Source organism: Archangium sp. (genome assembly GCF_057119385.1).
Genome location: NZ_DBNGVP010000033.1, coordinates 1 through 17,638, shown reverse-complemented (window position 1 = coordinate 17,638; position 17,638 = coordinate 1). Strand labels below are relative to the sequence as shown.

14 protein-coding genes are annotated in these 17,638 nt (G+C 71.5%); 11 read left to right on the top strand and 3 right to left on the bottom strand.

The genetic code is table 11. The features are described from left to right. The first annotated feature begins 53 nt into the window (after positions 1–53). Genes AC16DP_RS08485 through AC16DP_RS08465 form a run of 5 tightly spaced genes read left to right on the top strand, consistent with a single transcriptional unit; the run spans position 54 to position 9,357 of the window. A complete protein-coding gene (locus AC16DP_RS08485) occupies positions 54–2,057 on the top strand; it encodes a DUF1585 domain-containing protein (protein WP_329734223.1) in 2,004 nt (667 codons plus the stop codon). Then, positions 2,057–2,719 (top strand): hypothetical protein, encoded by a 663-nt coding sequence (locus AC16DP_RS08480; protein WP_329734222.1) that lies wholly within the window; start codon positions 2,057–2,059, stop codon positions 2,717–2,719. Before AC16DP_RS08485 ends, AC16DP_RS08480 begins: the two co-directional genes overlap by 1 nt. Before the next feature lie 21 nt (positions 2,720–2,740). Then, a complete protein-coding gene (locus AC16DP_RS08475; RefSeq protein ID WP_329734221.1) occupies positions 2,741–4,114 on the top strand; it encodes a DUF1501 domain-containing protein in 1,374 nt (457 codons plus the stop codon). Further along, positions 4,114–5,634: a hypothetical protein gene (locus AC16DP_RS08470; protein ID WP_329734220.1), complete on the top strand. Its 1,521-nt coding sequence runs from the start codon at positions 4,114–4,116 to the stop codon at positions 5,632–5,634. The genes AC16DP_RS08475 and AC16DP_RS08470 overlap by 1 nt, the downstream gene beginning before the upstream one ends. A 12-nt stretch (positions 5,635–5,646) precedes the next feature. Continuing rightward, entirely contained in the window at positions 5,647–9,357 is a 3,711-nt protein-coding gene (locus AC16DP_RS08465) for an FG-GAP-like repeat-containing protein (protein WP_329734219.1), read from the top strand. A 9-nt stretch (positions 9,358–9,366) separates the two neighbouring features. Here the strand turns inward: AC16DP_RS08465 and AC16DP_RS08460 are convergent, their stop codons facing one another. After that, positions 9,367–9,801, bottom strand: a complete 435-nt coding sequence (locus AC16DP_RS08460; protein WP_329734218.1) for a CBS domain-containing protein — start codon at positions 9,799–9,801, stop codon at positions 9,367–9,369. A 158-nt stretch (positions 9,802–9,959) separates the two neighbouring features. Here AC16DP_RS08460 and AC16DP_RS08455 point away from each other — a divergent pair, with 158 nt between their 5' ends. Then, positions 9,960–10,274, top strand: coding sequence for a PQ-loop repeat-containing protein (locus AC16DP_RS08455; RefSeq protein WP_329734217.1), 315 nt, complete (start codon positions 9,960–9,962; stop codon positions 10,272–10,274). A gap of 45 nt (positions 10,275–10,319) precedes the next feature. Here AC16DP_RS08455 and AC16DP_RS08450 read toward each other — a convergent pair whose 3' ends face one another. Continuing rightward, the gene (locus tag AC16DP_RS08450; protein WP_329734216.1) at positions 10,320–10,634 is read right to left on the bottom strand and encodes a hypothetical protein; all 315 of its coding nucleotides are present in this window, start codon (positions 10,632–10,634) and stop codon (positions 10,320–10,322) included. 177 nt (positions 10,635–10,811) lie between these two features. Between AC16DP_RS08450 and AC16DP_RS08445 the strand changes: the two genes are divergently transcribed. The 4 genes from AC16DP_RS08445 to AC16DP_RS08430 all read left to right on the top strand — a co-directional run bounded on the left by AC16DP_RS08445 (position 10,812) and on the right by AC16DP_RS08430 (position 15,086). After that, complete coding sequence (locus AC16DP_RS08445) at positions 10,812–11,285, top strand: ferritin-like domain-containing protein (protein ID WP_329734215.1); 474 nt, start codon at positions 10,812–10,814, stop codon at positions 11,283–11,285. A gap of 101 nt (positions 11,286–11,386) precedes the next feature. Further along, a complete protein-coding gene (argE, locus tag AC16DP_RS08440; RefSeq protein WP_329734214.1) occupies positions 11,387–12,550 on the top strand; it encodes an acetylornithine deacetylase in 1,164 nt (387 codons plus the stop codon). Between the two features lie 146 nt (positions 12,551–12,696). Further along, positions 12,697–13,293 carry a hypothetical protein gene (locus tag AC16DP_RS08435; RefSeq protein ID WP_329734213.1) on the top strand — a complete coding sequence of 199 codons (597 nt, stop codon included), beginning with the start codon at positions 12,697–12,699 and terminating at the stop codon, positions 13,291–13,293. Between the two features lie 116 nt (positions 13,294–13,409). Beyond that, complete coding sequence (locus AC16DP_RS08430) at positions 13,410–15,086, top strand: diguanylate cyclase (RefSeq protein ID WP_329734212.1); 1,677 nt, start codon at positions 13,410–13,412, stop codon at positions 15,084–15,086. Positions 15,087–15,182: 96 nt separating this feature from the next. Here the strand turns inward: AC16DP_RS08430 and AC16DP_RS08425 are convergent, their stop codons facing one another. Continuing rightward, complete coding sequence (locus AC16DP_RS08425; RefSeq protein ID WP_329734211.1) at positions 15,183–16,496, bottom strand: alkaline phosphatase PhoX; 1,314 nt, start codon at positions 16,494–16,496, stop codon at positions 15,183–15,185. A gap of 123 nt (positions 16,497–16,619) precedes the next feature. On the opposite strand from AC16DP_RS08425, the gene AC16DP_RS08420 reads away from it, so the two are divergent. Continuing rightward, on the top strand, positions 16,620–17,465 hold the full coding sequence (locus tag AC16DP_RS08420; protein WP_329734210.1) for an OmpA/MotB family protein: 846 nt from the start codon (positions 16,620–16,622) through the stop codon (positions 17,463–17,465). Positions 17,466–17,638: the final 173 nt, after the last annotated feature.

Here is a 17,638-nt window from a genome sequence, read left to right as displayed (position 1 = left end):
CCTGGCATAAGGGCAAGCGCAGTCACCCCCGCTGCGCCCCCCCGGAGGTCCCCGTGCGACTCGCACGACGCTTCCTCGCCCCCCTGGCGACGGCCGTTCTCTTGGCTTCTCTCCCCGCGCTCGCGGAAGAACCGGTGTGTGCCCCGGTCTCGAAGGTTCCGCTCGAGCGTCATCTGCGCCAACTCTCGCTGGACCTGCTCGGCCGGCCGCCCACCCATGAGGAGTACCAGGCGGCCCGGGCCAAGGGGCAGGTGACGGTCGAGGACGTGCGCGCCCTCATGGACAAGGAGGAGTTCTACGCCCGCGTCCGTGCCTACCACCGTGCGCTCCTCTGGAGCAACGTGAGCAACAGCGTCTTCAACAACGGCAACTCGCGCCTGTCGGGCGCGGGCTCGGCCACGGACGCCCTGTCCCTGCGCGGCAACAGCAGCCGCCCGCTGCGCGGCGCCAACGGCGTCACCTGCGACAACGCCATCGCCCAGGACGTGTGCACCGCCCGGCAGGACACCCATGTGGACCCGCCGCTGCCCTCCACCGCCGCGGCGTGCGCCGCCGAGCGCTACGACGAGCGCGGCGTGCCCATGCCGGTGAGCTGGGACTACGACACCAACTTCTATACCTGCACCCGGCTGGACCGGGACGCGAGCGGCGCGGCCATCCCCGGGGTGACCTCGTGCGAGACGGCCATCGCCAACAAGCCGTCGCTCGACTCCATCCGCTACTTCTGCGACATGCGCCTGGTGGGCTCCACGCTGGTGCCGCATGAGTGCAAGCCCCGGACGGCCACGCTCGCCGCCGTCGTGGATGCGGCGGACAACAACCGCGTGGTGGCCTACGCGGACGCCAGCACCCGGCTCGATCGCTGCTCGCTGAAGCTCACCCAGAAGCGCACCGGTGGCGTGGAGATCAAGGGCTCCTACGAGCCGCAGCGCGGCTGCGTCCAGCGCGAGGGCTACGTCACCCGGCCCGCGCCCTTCTGGAACGCGGGCGGCGCGGACGTGAAGGTGTGCGCCATCGAGGCCCAGACGCGCCTGGCCAACCCCTGGACGCTGGAGCCCTGCACCACCGCGCGCTTCAACGGCGACCGCAGCTGCGGCTGTGGCGAGGGCATGCGCCGCTGCGAGGCGCCCAACGGCTCCACGCACACGGCCCGCATCGAGGCCATCAACGAGGAGCCCGAGCTCATCGCCGAGTCGGTGGTGCGCCGCGACGAGCCCTACTTCAACATCCTCACCACGCGCCGCTCCTTCGTCAACGGCCCGCTGTCCGCGCTGTACCATGACCCCCAGCAGGCGGTGGGCGTGCTCAGCGTGACGGCTCCGGCCCCGCCCGAGGTGGTGCCCGACATCCCCTACGCGCAGGTGGACACCTGGAAGGAGTACGTGCGTGACGCCGAGCACGCGGGTGTGCTCACCACGCCCTCGTTCCTCTACCGCTTCCCCACCCAGCGCGCGCGCGTCAACCAATTCTACGCGGCCTTCCTGTGCAAGTCCTTCGCGCCGCCGGACAACGCCCGCCAGCCCGCCGCCGAGGACGCGTGCAACCGGGAGAACAACCTGGCCAGGCGCTGTGGCTGCAACTACTGCCACGCCACCATCGAGCCCACCGGCGCCCACTGGGGCCGCTACGCCGAGCGCGCCGCCCTCTTCCTCCACCCGGAGCAGTTCCCCCGCTATGACCCCAAGTGCCGCGACTGCGCGCTCTCGGGCAACACCTCGTGTGGCGGCGAGTGCGGCCAGTACGTGATGCAGGCCTACGACGGCGATGGCGCCAACTCGCTCGGTCTGCTCAAGACGTACCTCTACCGCACCGCGGACGAGGAGAAGAACATCGAGAGCGGCCCGGCCCTGCTGGCGCAGCGCATGCTGCAGACGGGAGACCTGGAGCGCTGCGCGGTGCGCCGCGTCTGGCAGGAGTTCCTCGGCCGCCCCATGTCGGCGGAGGAGCAGCGCATGTATCTCCAGCCGCTCGCGGATGACTTCGCGCGGGACGGCCACCGCTTCAAGGCGCTCATCGAGCGCGTGGTGATGTCCGATGCCTACCGGAGGATCGACTGATGCGCCGCCTGCTCCTCTTCGCACTGCTCGCGCTCGGCGCCACCGGGTGTGAGAAGACTCCCGCCGCTCCGCCCCCGGTGGACGGCCAGCTCGAGCCCGTGGGCAACCCGCACGGGGACATGGGCACGCCGCTGCCGGACCCCGAGCTGCAGGAGGGCCGCGTGGGCCGCTCGCCGCGCCGGCTCAACGTGAACCAGCTCGCCCGCTCCATCGAGGTGGCCGTGGGCCGCCCGTGGACGAGCCTCGAGGGCGGCCTGGCCACCACCCTGGGCCGCGCCGACTACGCGCTCGTCAACCAGGAGAGCACCGAGCCCAACCTCGTCTTCGCCAAGTTCCTCGAGGACGGGGCGCGCGAGGTGTGCATGGCCCAGGCGGCCGCCGAGAAGAGCCTGGCGTCCCCCGAGGCGCGCGTGCTCAGCCGCACCATTCCCGGCCCGCTCACGGACTTGCGCAAGCTCTCCGACGCCCAGGTGCGCGAGCTGCTCGTGTACCTGTCCATCCGCTTCTGGGGCTCGCCGCTGCAGGGCGACGAGCTGACGCGCTGGGCTGCCTTCTTCACCAAGGCGGCGGCGCGCGCCGAGGCCATCACCAACGGCCGTGACCAGGCGCTGGCCGCGGTGTGCATCGCGTTGATGACGGACTCGCGCTTCCTCACCTACTGACGGCTCCGGGGAGATGTCACCATGAAGAAGAACGAACCGACTCCTACCTCGCGCCGCACCCTGCTGAAGGCCGGCGCCGGCTTCCTGGGCGCCAGCCTCCTGGGCGGCATGCCCTTCCGCACCTTCGCGCAGGCCGCCTCGCTCAAGCCCGCGGACCGCTGCTTCGTCTTCGTCTACTTCTCGGGCGGGTGGGACCAGCTCCTCGCCTTCGATCCGAGGGACCCGGACGTCTTCACGCCCGAGCGCGTGGCGGAGACGCGCATCCTCCCGGGCTACAACCTCTTCACCGATGGGACGGCCCCGTTCCCCATCACGCCCGCCGGCTCCAACATCACCTTCGGTCCGGGCGTGGCCAACCTGGCCAAGCACTATGACCGCATGGCGGTGGTGCGTGGCATCAACATGACCACGCTCGCGCATGAAGAGGGCATGCGCTATTTCATCACCGGCAAGCGCCCCATCGGCTCCGCGGCGCGTGGCTCGTCCACGGCGACGGAGATCGTCGGGCAGATGGTGCCCTCCGTCCCCATTCCGTCCATCGCGTACGGCGTCGAGTCGTACAACGACCGCTACGCCGGCAGCGCCAACGCGCTGCGGGTGAGCCGCTCGAAGGACCTGGTGGACACGCTGTCGCCGAGCACGAAGCGGCTGGACAGCCAGATCGAGACCGAGCTGCTGGCCCTGGGCGGCGAGCCCGTCACGTGTGAGGAGGCGGCCCTGGGCGCGGGCGGGGTGGGGAACACCTACCACACGAGCCGCGAGCAGGTGCAGCAGGTGCTGTCGGGCGGGCTCAACGAGGCCTTCAACTTCGCGCTGAAGCCCAAGAACGACGCGGTCCGTGCCTTCTACGGGCTGCCGGACGCGGGGCCGTACGACAGCGCGGCGGGACGCGCGGCGCTGGTGGCCACGGCGCTGAAGCTGGGCATCAGCCAGTGCGTGTCCATCAACCTGGTGGGCGGCCTGGACACCCACTTCGGCACGCAGACGACGCACCTGACGAACCTGCGCACGGGCTTCAACGCGCTGTCGCTGCTGGTGGATGACCTGGAGCGCACCGCGCACCCGTCCGGCGGCAACTTCATGGACCACACCACCCTCCTGGTGTTCTCCGAGTTCGCCCGCACTCCGCTCATCAACGCCACCAACGGCCGGGACCACCACCTGACGAACAGCTGCCTGCTGATGGGCGCTGGCGTGAAGCACAACAGGGTGTTCGGCCACAGCGGTGACATCGCCATGGCGGCGGGCCTGGTGGACCTGAAGACGGGCGCCAGGGACCCGAACAACGGAGAGAACATCCTCCCCGAGCACATCATCGCGACGGTGCTGGCGTCCGCTGGTCTGGACTACAGCATCACGCGCGTGGAACCCCTCAAGCCGCTGCTGGCGACGTGATGATGAACCGAGCTTCGTACCGTATCGGCCCCCTGATGCTCGCGGCCCTGCTGTCCGGCTGCGAGCCCACGCCCTCCCTCCCGCGGGACCACCCGAGTCCCCAGCCCTTCGCGCCGGTGCAGGTGCGGACGGACGTGGCCATCGCCCCGGCGATCGGCTTCGCGGACCAGACGGGCGGCGGCATCTTCGCGACGGCGGATGGACGCGTCATCCGCCTGCGGCTGGACGGGACGAGGGCGGCGCTGGAGAGCCACCCGGGCAACACGGTGACGCCGGGCCGCGCCCGCGCCGTCTTCCGGTTGGGAGCGGGCTCGGCGCTGGTGGAGGCGGACAACGGCCTCTTCCTGGCGCAGTCCGGCTGGCTCATCGCCCCGCCCTGGCGCGAGGTGCCAGGCACGGGGCTGGTGGCCACGGCGGCGACGCCGGATGGGGCGGTGTGGCTTGGACATTCCTCGGGCCTGTACCGGCTGCAGGACGGCGCGCTGTCCGCGCTCAAGGTGAATGGCCAGGCGCTGGAGGGCATCACCGCGCTGGCCTCGGCGCCCGCCGAGGATGGGGCACAGGGCCTGTGGTTCCTCCGCCAGGAGACGCTGAGCGTCGCCGTGCGCACGGCCCCGGGCACGTGGCAGGTGCGTCCCGTCACCTCGCTGCCGCTGCAGGAGGGCGAGCGCGTGGTGGGGCTGGCGGGGCTGGGCGCCTCGGAGAAGGGCAAGGGCGAGGCGTGGGTGCTGACGTCGTCGCGGCTGCTGCGGCTCGCGGCGGACGGGTGGCGGCAGGTGGCGCTCGCGCGCAAGCCGGAGCAGGTGCTGGCCGCGGGGCGCTTCGTCTGGGTGAACATGGACGGCAAGCTGCTCGTCCATGACGCCGAGGCGGGCACGTGGGGCGAGGCCTCGGGCGTGGACACGCGCGAGTTCCGCTTCCTGTCGGCCGACGAGAGCGGGTGTGCCTGGGTGCAGCTCGGCGCCGAGACGGTGGCGCTCACCAACGGCCCGGTGCCGCGGGTGCTCGGACTGCTCGAGGGCACGCAGGTGGTGGAGGACTCGCTGGTGGTGCGCGCGCGGCTGGTGCCGGGCGTGGCGCCGCTCAGCTTCACCTACGAGGTGGCGGGCGTGGAGGTGCCGGTGCGTGGCCCCACCTACAGCCTCGGTGGCACGGAGGCGGACGGCACGCCCAAGGCCTACTCCTTCGTGGGCCTGGAGCCCGGGCCGCACACCCTCAGCGCCGTGGCGCGCTACGCGGATGGTACCGAGGCCCGGCGCTCGGTGAGCTTCGACTACCAGCCCCTCACCTCCGTGGCGCTCGGCTGGGACAAGGACATCCGTCCCATCCATGTGGCGCGGTGCGCGAAGTGCCACGACACGGGCCCGGCCCGGCCCCTGTCCACGTACACGCTGTGGAAGGACAACGCGGAGCTCATCATCGCGGCCGTGAAGGATCAGCGCATGCCCGCGGATGGCCCGTTGGATCCGCAGCTCATCTCCCTCATCCAGCGCTGGGCGGCCACCGGCGCGAACCCCTGAGGCGCTCTCATCATGATTCGAGTCACCCGCGCGTCGCTCGTGCTCGCCCTGTTGTCGGCTGGCTGCATCCCGGAGGAGCCGCCTCCCGAGCCCCCTCCGGCGGTGGATCCCTGCGCGGGCCTGCCGCCCCTGGCCCTCTCCGCGAGCCCCACCCGCACGCGGGTGAATGACCCCGTCACGCTCACGGCCACGGGCGGCAGCGGCCACTACCGCTACCTCGTCGAGCCCGGAGGCTCCTCGGGAGAGATGCGCGGCTCGCGCTTCATCGCCGGGCTCACTCCCTCCAAGGACACGCTGGTGGTGGAGGACCTGCGCTGCCCCGGAGACGCGAGCGCGCAGGTGGAGGTGGTGGCGGCCTTCGACGTGGCGCCCGCGCGGGCCATGCTGAAGCCGGGCACGTCCTTCCAGGTGCAGGTGACGGGGCAGATGGGTGAGCCCGTCTTCTCGTTGGACAGGAGCGACGCGAACAGCACGGTGACGCCCTCGGGCCTGTACACGGCGGGCACGGGCACGGGTGTGGACCTGGTGCGCGTGCGTGACAGCCGCACGGGCGACGAGGCCCTGCTCCAATTCGAGGTCCGCACGGACGCGGTGCTGCGCGGAGAGCCGGCGCTGCTGGCGGTGCCCGCGGGCTCCTCGGTGGATCTGGCGACGGTGGGCGGCAGTGACCGCGTCATCTGGACGAAGGTGTCCGGCCCGGGCTCCGTGGCGGCTGGCCGCTTCCTGGCCGAGCCGGGTGCGAAGGGCGCGGCGGTGCTGGAGGCGGCGGATCCCTTCACGGGCCAGAAGGCCTCGGTGTCGGTGCGCGTGCTGGACGAGCTGACGCGTGACACGCTGCCGCACGGGCAGATCACCGACACGGCCGCGGTGGTGACGGCGGACTTCGACGGGGATGGGGTGCCGGACGTGGCGGTGGGCCGGCCGGAGAGTGATTTGGCCCGGCCCCAGGGGGGCGCGGTGCTCATCTTCAAGGGGAGCACGTCGGGCCTGCCCGCGCAGCCCACGTGGGTGCTCACCGGCGAGACGGACACGGCCCGGTTCGGCGACGGACTGGCCGCGGGAGACATCGACAAGGACGGGAGGGCGGAGCTGGTGGTGTCCTCGCCGGGCGCGGACGTCACCATCGACGGCTCGGGCGCGGTGTACCTGTACCGCTTCGGCACCAGCGGGCCGGAGCGCATCCGCCCGCCCCTCGCCGGAGTGGGCCGGGCCGCCTTCGGCACGGGCCTGGCGCTTGAGGACGTGGACGGAGACGGGGACCTGGACCTGCTGGCAGGCTCGCCCAACGGTGACCTGGCGTCCAGCGGCAGCCTCACCAACCGCGGCGTGGTGGACATCTTCCAGCTCACCCCGGGCCAGCCCGTGCCGGACCTGCCCACCCTCCGTCTGGGCGGCAGCGACCAGAGCGTGAGCGGCGCCGTGGAGCAGCGCTCCCGGACGAACCTGGGCCAGGCGGTGGTGGTGGCGGACCTCAACGGGGACGGACGGGCGGACATCGCGGCCCTGGGCAAGACGTCGCGCTACCGGGCGGACAACACCTCGCTGGGTGTCATCCAGCCCGCGGTGTCCGTGTTCTTCGCGCGCGCCGAGGGCAATCGCTTCCGCGCCTCGCCGGACGTCTTCGTGCTGCCCACGAACACCGCGGACGGCAACGAGGGCTCCTGGCGGCTGGGCACCCTCCCGGCCGAGGGGTCGCGGCCGCCGCTGCTGGTGGTGCTGCTGGACCGCGCGGACTCGCCGGACCTCCGGAGCACCGGCGGCCTGGCGGCGATGACGGACGCGGGCGGGGCGCTGCTCTTCGACGTGAGCACGTACGCGCCCACGGGCGAGCCCTCGGCCACGCCGCCGCAGCAGTTGCTCGCCAACGCGTATGCGCGGTTCTACGGAGACGCGAGCTCCATCGTGGCGGGGCGCGGCTGGGCCCTGGCGGACGTGGACGGCACGCCCGGCGTGGAGCTGCTGCTGGGCGCGCCCTACGCGACCGTCGGCTCGGGCACCACCTCGCTGCGCTATGGCGGCAAGGTGCTGGTGTACCCGCTGAAGGACCTGGCCCGGGGCACCGCCCTCAACAAGCCCGTCACCTTCCTGCCGGGCGTGGCGAAGTCGGACGCCTTCGGCGTGGGCATCGCGCCGTGGGCGCTGCCGGGCAACCCGGGGCTGGTGGTGTTCGCGGGCCGGGCCTCCGCGCCGGACGGGCGCGCCTTCACCGGACGGGTGGATGGTTTCGTGAAGGCGGGTGCCTCGTTCGCGGAGTGGGCGCGCACGAGCTACCTGGTGCCGGCGAAGCCGAGCGTGGAGCGCTTCGGCGAGGCGGTAGCGGTGTCGCGCGACGCGTCCGGGGCCGTGGTGGCGCTGGTGGGCTCGCCGGGCTTCCATGGCCCGGGCATCAACGCCGACGGTAACGACCTGTCGGCGGGCCGGGCGTGGACGTATGGCGCGGCCGGTGGCGCGGGCACGCTGGTGGCCGAGGGGACGAACTCGCCGCTGTACAACGGGCGCAACGTGGGCACGGACGTGGCCTTCACGGACTTCAACGGGGATGGGCGGGCGGACCTGGTGCTGGGCGCGCCGTCCTTCACCGTGCCCAGGACGGCCTCGAGCGCCACGGAGCTGGGCAACGCGTACCAGACGGTGCGGACCGAGTGTCTGCCCACGGGCTCCACCGACCTGCAGGCGGGCGGCGTGCTGGTGTCGCTGGCCCAGGCGGATGGCACCTACAAGGCCGCGTACCGGCTGTGGGCCATCGGCAACATCACGGAGAACTGCAGTGGCACCTGCTCGCGCGGCGGCATCGGGCGCGGGGTGGTGGGCGGCTTCGACCTCAACGGCGACGGTCTGCAGGACATCGGCGCGCTGCGCAACAACGGCTTCGAGCTCTTCCTGGGACGTGCGCCGGATGACGCCTCGCTGGCCAGGCGGACCATGGGGTGCGATCCCGTCTACTCCTCGCCCTTCTTCGCGCAGACGACCTCGGTGCCCGTGGCGCTGGGGGACCTGAACGGGGATGGCTGCCACGAGGTGGCGTGGCGCTACTCGGATGGCAGCACGCGCTCGGGCGTGGCGGTGCTGTTCGGCTTCGACAAGGGCGGCGCCCGGTGCGGTGGACGCACCACGGCGAAGCTGGTGCGGCTGGCGGCGGACCCGGAAGTGGGGATGAACTACCTGGGCCTGGGCCTGTCCATCGCCCGCGTGGGCCGCGTGCTGGGCAAGACGGGCGCGGACTACCTCGCGGTGAGCGCGACGAACGTGCCCTACAACGGCGTGACGCAGCCGGCGGTGATGCTCTTCGACACGGAGAAGCTGAAGGACGCCTGGCTGGGCACGTCCGGCAAGGACGTGGTGGGCGCGATGGAGGCCGCCGTGCAGCCGCAGATCGTGGTGCACCGCACGCGGGCGGTGGGCTTCGGCTCGGCGCTGGCCGGCGGGGTGGACCTGACGGGTGACGGCGCGCCGGAGCTGGTGGTGAGCGCACCGGGCGCGTCGGTGGCCTCGGATGGTGGCGGCGCGGTGTTCGTGTACGCGGGCGGGCCGAACCTGGCCGGCGCGCTCACGCCCATGCTGACGCTGACGGGAGACGTGGCGGAGCGCTCGGGCTTCGGCACCGACCTGGCGCTGCTGGCGGGGAGTGGCAGCTCTCCGCCCACGCTCGTCGTCGGCGCGCCGCTGAGCTACCGCACCGGCACGCAGAACGGCACGGCCTTCCTGGTGCCGCTCGGCTTCTGAGCGGGGCCCTCAGTGCGTCATGGAGGAGGAGGGCTCGGAGATGCCTTCGAGCACGCGGCCGGCGAGCCGCTGGTCCTCCATCTCCATGGCCAGGTCCCCCAGGGAGACGATGCCGATGAGCCGCTCGCGCTCGTCCACGACGAGCAGGCGGCGCACCTGGAGCTCCCTCATCTGGTGGGCGACGTCCTCCACGTCCTCGTCCACGGAGCACGTCTGCACGTTGCGCGTCATCACGTCGGCGACGGAGGCCGTGCGCGGGTTGAAGCCCAGGGCCAGTCCTCGCACGACGATGTCCCGGTCGGTGAGGATGCCCACGACGCGCTCGCCCTCCACGACGGGCAGGGAGCCCACGTTGAGCAGGCGCATCATCTCGGCGGCGGCCATCAACGTCGTCTCCGGGTGGGCGGCGACGGCGTCCGGAGTCATCACGTCGCGAATCTTCATGGGACGCACCTCAGGGCTGGATGTGGATGCTTCGCAGGGGAGGGTGTGTCCGCTCCGGCGTGGTTGCCGCGTATTCCGCATTCCCTGCCCGTGACTGGACGCCCGCCCTCCAGGCGGAAGGGCCTCGCGCGGCCGTGGGCGTGCGCATCGTTGAGAACATGGGGAGCGAAGCCATCGGCTGGTTCAGCTCGTTCGTGCTCGTGCTGACCATCGCCCAGCAGGTCTACAAACAGTGGCGCTCGGGCAGCAGCCAGGGCGTGTCCAGGTGGCTCTTCGTGGGGCAGCTCACCGCCTCCACGGGCTTCACCCTCTACAGTGTGCTGGTGGACAACTGGGTCTTCGTGGTGACCAACGCGCTGATGTTGCTCAGTGCTCTGCTGGGGCTCGCCATCGTGCTGAAGCACCGGCGCGCGGAGCGGCGCAAGTCCCAGCCCGGCCCGGCGCCCACGGGCATGCGCCCCGCGAGGGCGTGAGGGCCCCCAGGCGCCTCCCGGGGGAGGGGCAGGGGGCCACCGGGTTCAGCTCACCGGCTGCGGAGACATCTGGCGGGTGAGCTCCTCGGGCGACTTCAGCAGGGAGGGGTGGCCGCCGTGCTGGACGCGCTGCTCCTCGTCGAGGGGCGCGGAGAACGTCTTGGCGATCTTGTTGTAGGTCCCGAGGATGAGGATGGTGGGGGCCCACTGGCCGACGAAGTTCGCCCACGTCTTGCGCCCGCTGATCATCAGGAGGGCGCTGGCGGCCATGCACCCGATGGCGACGCCGAGGAAGCCGATGGAGGGAATGCGCCGCGTCTGCATCTCGACATGGGTGGTGACCGCGTCTTCGTTCTTCATGTTCCAGTGCCTCCACTGGGAGAGAGGTGTGGGGCAAAGGTGCGCACGGGGGAGGACGCGGAGCGGGTGAGCCTCCCCGCCTGCTGTCCGGGCGGGCGCCGGGGCGGTGGGGTTGGCCGTGCGGGCGGGTCCGATCAGATTGCCGGGGACTCTGAGGCGAGGGGGCGGGGAGGAGACATGGGTCGCAAGTCCGAGGTGGAGAAGCTGCGGAGCCTGGCGCAGATGGATGTGGACGCGGTGGGGGCGTACGACGCGGCGATCGCGCGGGTGAAGGAGCCGTTGGTGCGCGAGCGGCTGAACGACTTCCGGGTGGACCACGTGCGGCATGTGCAGGACCTCAACGCGTTCATCCGCCAGTTCGGGGGCGAGCCGGTGGAGTTGCGGCCGGACCTGAAGGGCGCGGCGATGAAGGGCCTGACGGCGATGACGAGCATGATGGGGACGGAGGCGGCGCTGGTGGCGATGCTCGGCAACGAGGAGTTCACCAACCGGGCCTACGAGCTGGCGCTGAACTTCGAGTGGAGCCCCGCGGTGCGCTCGCTCATCGAGAAGAACCGGCGGGACGAGGAGCGGCACATCACGTGGGTGAAGGACGCGGTGCGCCAACGCCCCTGGGTGGTGGCCGACGAAGGCGCCGAGGTGCAGGCCTAGGAGAAATCCCCGCTCCCCCTGGGAGAGGGCCAGGGTGAGGGTCTACATTCCGGTGCCCACCCCGCGCGGAGCGCGGAATCCCGAGCCCCGGAGGCCCCACCGTGAGTGACACCCTGCCCGAGCTGCGCGAGACGTTGAGGGAGCTGGTGGCGCTGGACACGACGTCCACGCGCCCCAATGCGCCGCTGGTGGACCTGGCGGGGGCACGGCTGGAGGCCGCGGGCTTCCAGGTGGAGCGCGTCACGTACCGGGACGGGGCGGGGGTGGAGAAGGTGAACCTCGTGGCCGTGAAGGGCGGAGGCGGCGAGGAGCGCGCGGGGCTGGCGCTGGTGGGGCACACGGACTGCGTGCCGTACGACGCGGCGTGGACGGACGCGCTGCGGCTGACGGAGCGGGACGGGAAGCTGTACGGCCGGGGATCGTGTGACACGAAGGGCTTCATCGCCTGCGCGCTGTACGCGGCCACGCACTTCACGGGGAAGCTGAAGGCGCCGTTGATGGTGCTGCTGACGGCGGACGAGGAGCTGGGCTGCGAGGGAGCCAAGCACCTGGTGGCGCTGGGCAAGGGGCGGGCGAGGCACGCCATCGTGGGCGAGCCCACGAGGCTGGTGCCGGTGCGGGCGCACAAGGGGTACTGCCTGGCGGAGGTGGAGGTGCGGGGGCGCGAGGGGCACAGCGCGTACCCGGACGAGGGCGCGTCCGCCATCTTCCGCGCGGGGCGCTTCCTGCAGAAGCTGGAGACGCTGGCGCGCACGCGGCTGCGCGAGGAGCGGGACGAGTCCTTCGAGCCTCCCTTCACCACGGTGAACGTGGGCCTCATCAGCGGGGGCAAGGCGCCCAACGTCATCTCCGGGGCGTGCCGCTTCACGGTGGAGTGGCGCCCCATTCCCCGCCAGCCGAAGGAGCGGGTGTTGGAGCTGCTGGAGTCCATCCGGCACGAGCTGGTGCGCGACGAGCCCGGCTACGAGGCGCGCATCCAGCTGCTGCGGGCGGAGCCGGCGGTGGACACGCGGGCGGACGCGGAGGTGGTGCGGGTGCTGGCGGAGCTGTCCGGCAACGCGCCCATCACGGTGCCCTTTGGCACCGAGGCCCCGCAGCTCACGGAGCTGGGCGCGCAGGCCGTGGTGTTCGGCCCGGGGGACATCCGCGTGGCGCACCAGACGGGCGAGTACGTCCCCCTGGAGGATCTGATCCGTTGCGAGGCGTACCTGACCCGCGCCATCACCCACTTCTGCGGCGCGGCGGTAGCGGGAAACCCCTATTGAGAAGCCCTATTGAGGGGTCAACGTGTACCCGGTCACGTGTCAAGACGTACCCGGTCACGTGCAGAGGGAAGAAGGCCGGACTTGTCTGCTTTCCGGCGTTGGGTGTTACAGTCCTGAAAGGTAGGGCCACGGGGAGGGGCCGCGACATGCAATTCGTCCCTTTCGAAGAGGGCATCGAGGTCAAGGGACATGCGGTGAAAGCGGTCGTGGATGGCTTCAGCCACTTCGCGGTGCTGGGGAGCGCCTACCTGCTGGACGAGGGCATTGGCACGCCCACTGCCCAGGGCCTGGCACACCTGGAGCTGGAGGGCTGGTACCCGCAGCGCTCCTGGTTGCTGTGCTTGCAGCAGATCGGCAAGCAGGTGGGGGACGGGCTGCTGATGCAGATCGGCATGGCGATTCCCCGCAGCGTGCGGTTGCCGGAGAGCATCCGCGACATCCACAGCGCCCTCAAGACGGTGGACGTGTCGTACCACCTGAACCACCGCAAGAATGGCCGGCCCATGCTCGACCTGGAGACCGGGCGGATGGAAGAGGGGATCGGCCACTACGGCTACGAGCCGGTGCCGCGGCAGCGGAAGATCATCAGCCTGTGCGAGACGCCGTACCCCTGCGCGTTCGACCACGGCGTGCTCACGGGCATGGCCCAGCGCTACGAGTCGAGTGCACGCGTGGTGCATGACGAGACGAAGCCGTGCCGCAAGTGGCGGGGCGATCGCTGCACCTACGTCATCACCTGGTGAGGGGGGCTTCCCCAGCAGGCAGGGGAGGGTGTCCGGGAGGGAGCAATTCCCGCCCCCCTCCCTCCCTCCCTCCCTTCCACCTGATAGCCTGAAGGTCGGCAGACAGATCGGATCCCATGGCAGCGCTCAATTCCCTCGGAACCACGGGCCGCATCCTCCTGGTGGATGACAGCCCCATCGCACTCGAAGCCATCGGCTCCCGGTTGATGGAGAGCGGGCTGGACGTGGTGATGACCACCTCGCCTCGCGAGTCCCTCGGGCTCGCGACCGAGGGCCCCCAGCCGTTCGATCTCCTCATCCTCGACGTGATGATGCCGGAGATGAATGGCCACGAGCTGACGCGCCGTCTGCGCAGCCACTCGCGCACCAGCAACACGCCCATCCTCCTGCTCACCTCGCTGGACTCCACCGATGACCGGGTGAATGGCCTGGTGGCGGGCGCCGACGACTTCTTCACGAAGACGGCGCCGGACGCGGAGATGCTGGCGCGGGTGCGCTCGTTCATCTCGCTGGGGAAGATGCGCGCCCAGCTGCAGGCGCAGCACGAGGCCATGGCCCGCGTCATGCGCGAGCCGGACGCGCCCACCCCTCCCCAGGCGCGGGTGGAGATCGTCCACCACATGCCCGTGGTGAGCGAGCGGCTCGCCCGGGCCCTGCGCGGCACGCCCGTGGGCGGCGAGTTCCAGCTCACCCAGCGCGCGCCCTCGCAGCGGCTGGGCACGTCGGACGCGGATCTGCTCATCGTCAGCTACCCGGTGGCGCTCGAGGGGGAGCAGCCGCTGCTCAAGCGTTTCGGCTTCGACGAGGAGGCGCCCGCCCTGCTGGTGGTGGACGAGGTGGAGTCCACCTCGCGGCGCGTGCTGGCGTTCGACGCGGGCGCGGACGACTACCTCACCCTGCAGACGCCCATGGCCGAGCTGGCCGCGCGTCTGGCCAGTGCCCTGCGCCGCCAGCGCCGCCAGCGCCAGCTGCGCACCTCGCGTGACCGCGCCATGCTGGTGGCGGTGACGGATCCGCTCACCGGGCTGTACAACCGCGCCTACTTCCACGAGGCCCTGGGCGTCGAGTTCCGCCGTGCCCAGCGCTACAAGCACCCGATGACGCTGGTGCTGCTGGACCTGGACCACTTCAAGCAGGTCAACGACAACCTCGGCCACACCGCCGGGGATCAGGCGTTGCGCGAGGTGTCCCTGCGGCTGCGGCAGACGGCGCGCTCGACGGACGTGGTGGCCCGGCACGGAGGCGAGGAGTTCGCGATGATCCTCCCCGAGACGGACCTGGAGCACGGGTTGATCGCCGCCGAGCGCTTCCGGGCCGCGGTGGACGGGGCCACGGTGCACGGCGCCCGGGGCGGCAGCCGCGCGCTCACCATCAGCGCCGGAGTGGGTTGCTACCCCGCGCACGCCACCTCCATGTCCGAGCTCATCGAGCTCACCGACGCGGCGCTCTACAACGCCAAGCGCCAGGGCCGGAACCGGGTGTGCCCGGTGACGGTGGGCGCGGAGCCCGCCCACGTTCCGGCTCCGGCGCCCGCCGCCAGCGCCACCAACACCGTCCTGGAGCGGCTGCGCCGGCTCGTGGCGGAGGACGTGGAAGGTCCGCTCACCGCCACGCGCACGGCCGCCCGCATGTTGCATGAGGCCTCCGCCCCCGGAGACGCGCTGCACATCCTCACCACGCAGCTGCGCAGCTCCTCCGACGAGGTCCGGCAGGAGCTGCTGCGGGTGATGGACGATCTCTCCCGGGCCGTGCTCGACGCCGGCCGGGTGGGCGGCTCACGCGACCACAAGTGAAGGGATATATCCCCTCTCCCCCCGGGAGAGGGTCGGGGTGAGGGTGTCTGTCCCTGTTCTCCAACCCGGGAAGTCGACGTGACTTCCTGAAGGGACTCAGAGCCCCGTGCCGGTGTACCGCTGGAAGGGGCCGGTGATGACCAGGGTGAGGCCGTCGCTCTGCATGTTGGCGAAGAGCGCGCGCCCATCCGGAGAGAAGCACACCCCGGCGAACTCGCCCTGGGAGAGCGCGTTGCGCGCGAGGTTCCTCACCTCTCCGGAGGGCGTGAGGATGCGCAGGTGCTCGTCGGGCCTGCGCGGGTCGTCTCCGTCCTCGGCCATCACCACGTCGCCCCAGGGAGCCACGCAGATGTTGTCCGGCATGTCGAGCAGGCCCCGATCCTCCGCCTGGGCCAGCAGCCGCAGCGTACCGCCCTGCGGCCCCGAGGCCGTGTAGCGCCAGAGCTGCCCGCCGGACTCGGGGCCGCCCGTGGTGGCGCAGAAGTAGAGGGCGCCCTCGTGGAAGAAGATGCCCTCGCCCCGGCGGAAGAGGGCGGCCCCGCGGCCGGCACCCTGTGCGCGCAGGGAGTCGTCCTGGGCATCCGGGCGGGGCATGTCCACCCAGTCCACCTGGAAGGTGTCGCCCGGCCGGACGCGCGCGTTCATGTCCCGTCCGGGCTCAGCCTCCACGCGCAGGGCCTGCAACCGGCCCCGCGACTCCGGCCCGAGCCGCTCGCCCGGGCGCTCCGGGACGAAGCGGTAGAGGCAGCTGTCACCCCGGTCCTCGGTGAGGTACGTGACGAAGGTGGTGGGGTCCACCACGGCCGCCTCGTGGTTCATCTTGCCGAGCGCGGGAATGGGCACCGCGTCCCGCACCTCGCTGGCCGCCGGGTCACAGAGGAAGACGGAGCCGTGGCCCTCCTTGACGGTCTCCTCGCAGGTGAGCCAGCCCCACGGTGAGGCGCCACCGGCGCAGTTGCGCGCGGAGCCCGTGAGCACGAGGTTGCTGGAGACGCGGGTGAAGGTGTTGGCGTCCACCACCACGCGCGTCACACCGCCGGGGTTGCCGCCCTGGGGCCGGTACGCCTGGGGTGGCACCGGCTGCCCGGGGAAGTACGGGCCCATGTTCTCCTGGCCCGCCTCGAGCTCGTGGTTGCGCATCAGCACGAGGGTGTTGCCGCCCTCGGGCCCGGCGAAGCAGCCCATGCCGTCGGGCTGTCCCGGGACGCGGTAGCCATCGCTCATCCGCTCTCCCCGGCGCTCGAGGATGCGGTAGCGGAAGCCCTCGGGCAGCTCCAACACGCCGTCGGGGTCCGGCAGCAGGCCTCTGCCGTTCTCGGGAAGAGTGCAGCGGCCCAGCACGAAGGGCAGCGCGAGGGCCGTGCTCGCCTTGAGGAAGGAGCGGCGGTGGAGGCCGCGCGGATGGCTCATGGCGGGGAGAAGAGCGAAGCGCGAGGCCCACGTCCAGCGGCGGGGGAGCGGGCGCTTCCCGCTCGCCAGGCGCCCGTGGAGGGGTATGATTGCTGCTCAAACTATATTCCAGGAGGACGGGACATGGGGAAGAAGCTGCTGGCACCACTGTGCGCCTTCGTGCTCGCCACGGGGTGCGTGCCGCAGGGCAAGTACGACGCGGCGATGCAGAGGGCGCAGACGCTCGACGAGCAGTTGCAGGAGGAGAAGGGGGCCCGGGCGGCGGCGGACGCGAAGGTGCGCCAGCTGGAGGAGCAGGTGAAGGGGTTGGAGGAGAAGGTGGCGGGGCTGGAGCAGGACCAGGCGGCGCTGAGCACGCGGCTGAACACGGCGGAGGCGCGGTTGACGGCGGGCGCGGCCGAGCGCCGGGCACTGGAGCAGAAGAACGCCGAGCTCACCGCGCTCAACGAGGAGCTGGCCAGCTCCCGGCGCAAGCTGGCGGAGGCGAAGGAGGCGCTGGAGAAGCGGAGCGCCGAGTACGAGAGCCTGGCCAAGAGCCTGGAGAAGGAGATCTCCGAGGGGAAGATCGAGCTGTCGGAGCTGAAGGGCCGGATGACGGTGAACCTGAAGGACAAGATCTTGTTCGCCTCGGGCTCGGCGCGGGTGGGCAAGGAGGGCCAGGATGCGCTGGCGAAGATCGCCGAGGCGCTGAAGGGGGTGCAGGGGAAGATCATCCGGGTGGAGGGGCACACGGACGACGTGCCCACGGACCCGAAGGGGCCGTTCCCGTCGAACTGGGAGCTGAGCCTGGCGCGGTCGATGGCGGTGGTGCGCTCGCTGCAGGACGCGGGGGTGGACCCCACGGTGCTGTCGGCGGCGGGCTATGGCCCGTACCAGCCCATCGCGCCCAACGACTCGCCGGAGAACCGCAGCCTCAACCGGCGCATCGAGATCGTCCTGGCACCCGGGGCGGCCACGGCCGGCCGCTGAGCCGGGCCCTCGGAGGAGGTCCCAGCCGGGCGCGGTCTTCACGAACTTGTCCAACAGTTGGAGTGCGCCAGGCGAAGCCTGGGTGAGGAGGAAGCGATGTAGGAGCGGAAACTTCACGAAGGGACCCTGCGGGTTCAAACCCCGCCCGGCAAAGGAGGCCGCCAGCCGGAAGC